Below are 1,722 nucleotides of genomic sequence, written 5' to 3' on the forward strand. Positions count from 1 at the left end.
AGCTGATGCATATTGATATTTCCAAGAAGGATCTACGACTTAGGACTAAGCCACAAGGCGGTGGCTGTGTACTGCTATTTGGCAAACCGTGCGGACAAAAACGGAGAATGTTTTCCCTCTGTAAGAAGGATAGCAGAAGATCTGAGCATACACAAAAGCACGGTGTATCGTGCATTTACGGAACTTGAAAACCGTGGATTGTTAGAACGGATACCTCGCTATCATATCCAAGGCGGACGTCGCAGCTCGCTGTACAGAGTAAAGGGAGAGATAGCAAAGGCAGGAGGTGATGCGGATGTTTGAATGGATCTCAGACGCCATTGACTGGATAAGCGACGGTATCTCATCGCTCTGGGACAACACAGTTGGTGCTGCCGCTGATGCGATAAGCGACGCTATTTGGGATATTATGTTTGAATGGATATTCAATAAGGTGTATGGACTGATAGCGGAACTCTTCACATTTATTAACGAAACTGCAACGGATATTTTTGCTTTGTCCTGGGTACAGGTGTTTGTCGGATTGTTTGGCAGTTTTGCGTGGATGCTTTTTGTCTGCGGACTTATTGTGGCTGTGTTCGATACGGCTGTCGCTTATGAATCGGGGCAGGCAAACATCAAGAACACCTGCATAAATGTACTGAAAGGCTTTATGGCGGCAAGTCTTGTTACGGTCGTTCCGCAAAGGCTTTATTCATTCTGCGTCAATATGCAGGGCACATTTGCAGCTGAACTGCTTGGAAATTTCATATCCGGAACAAGCGACACGATGGCGGACACAGGACTTGCGGTCATATTTGCTCTTGCCTCAGATATTTCGCTGTTCAGTCTCTTTTTTATGATCTTATTCGGTTACTGCACGGTGAAAGTTGTGTTTGCAAACATCAAACGAGGCGGCATAATGCTTTGCCAGATAGCTGTCGGGAGCTTGTATATGTTCGGAGTTCCGAGGGGCTACACAGACGGATTTTACAGCTGGTGCAAGCAGGTCATCGCCACTTGCCTGACGGCTTTTTTGCAGACAACGATATTGTATATCGGACTTCTGACGTACACTCAGCACCCATTGCTTGCGGTGGGGATATGCCTGTCGGCTAACGAAGTGCCGAGGATAGCTCAGATGTACGGGCTTGATACCAGCGTTAGAGTCAATATGATGAGTGTTAGTCATACTGTTTCTATGGGGGCTAAAGCGGTCGGTATGCTGAAAGGAGGAGCAAAATGAAAACCTACATCTACCCCGAAAACCTGAGAGCAAACGTAAAGCTGTGGTTCTGGAGCGTTCGGGATTTTATCATAATCTGCGGCGGAATAATTCTGTCGGTTGTGATTCTGGTGAACTTCTGGAACGTCCTGCCCTTTGCTGCGACCGCCTGCTTTGCGTTTCTCTCTCTTCGGGTCGACGAAACTTCGATCATAGACTATATTTTTAATGCTGTGAAGTTTTTCATAACCTCACAGCAATTATTTTTATGGAGGAAAAATTAATGAAGAATAACAAAAACAGCGTTCAGGGTCTTATCGGTCTTGAACGCTTTTCTAAATACGGAGTAAAATCCGATAAAGCTGAGATAGCATTTTTCAGCGTAGAACCGACCAATATTTCCGTGCTGTCTGCGGCTAACATCGACGTGAAGATACATCATGTATTGTCAACCCCAAATAGTACAGAAATTATTTAGCCGAATGGGAAGCTTTGAATTGAACAGGAGAGAGATAACC

Annotated in this window: 4 protein-coding genes; all 4 read left to right on the forward strand. The window is 45.4% G+C overall.

Features of this window, described 5'->3' with window-relative positions; translation table 11 throughout:
• Window positions 1–12 precede the first annotated feature (12 nt).
• From Q0E19_RS11860 to Q0E19_RS11875, 4 genes are read left to right on the forward strand one after another with little or no spacing between them, the layout of a single operon-like run.
• Window positions 13–303: a helix-turn-helix domain-containing protein gene (locus tag Q0E19_RS11860; RefSeq protein WP_294409755.1), complete on the forward strand. Its 291-nt coding sequence runs from the start codon at window positions 13–15 to the stop codon at window positions 301–303.
• Window positions 296–1,225 (forward strand): conjugal transfer protein TrbL family protein, encoded by a 930-nt coding sequence (locus Q0E19_RS11865; protein ID WP_294409756.1) that lies wholly within the window; start codon window positions 296–298, stop codon window positions 1,223–1,225. Before Q0E19_RS11860 ends, Q0E19_RS11865 begins: the two co-directional genes overlap by 8 nt.
• Window positions 1,222–1,488, forward strand: a complete 267-nt coding sequence (locus Q0E19_RS11870; RefSeq protein ID WP_294409758.1) for a hypothetical protein — start codon at window positions 1,222–1,224, stop codon at window positions 1,486–1,488. Before Q0E19_RS11865 ends, Q0E19_RS11870 begins: the two co-directional genes overlap by 4 nt.
• Window positions 1,488–1,682, forward strand: coding sequence for a hypothetical protein (locus Q0E19_RS11875; RefSeq protein WP_294409760.1), 195 nt, complete (start codon window positions 1,488–1,490; stop codon window positions 1,680–1,682). Before Q0E19_RS11870 ends, Q0E19_RS11875 begins: the two co-directional genes overlap by 1 nt.
• The last annotated feature ends 40 nt before the right edge of the window (window positions 1,683–1,722 follow it).

This window comes from uncultured Ruminococcus sp. (genome assembly GCF_934476685.1).
In the GTDB taxonomy this organism is placed as follows: Bacteria; Bacillota; Clostridia; order Oscillospirales; family Ruminococcaceae; genus Hominimerdicola.

What these genes read in the sequence shown, in the direction of transcription:
- Q0E19_RS11865 (WP_294409756.1), top strand. Translation starts at nt 296, where the DNA reads ATGTTTGAATGGATCTCAGACGCCATTGACTGGATAAGCGACGGTATC.
- Q0E19_RS11870 (WP_294409758.1), top strand. Translation starts at nt 1,222, where the DNA reads ATGAAAACCTACATCTACCCCGAAAACCTGAGAGCAAACGTAAAGCTG.
- Q0E19_RS11875 (WP_294409760.1), top strand. Translation starts at nt 1,488, where the DNA reads ATGAAGAATAACAAAAACAGCGTTCAGGGTCTTATCGGTCTTGAACGC.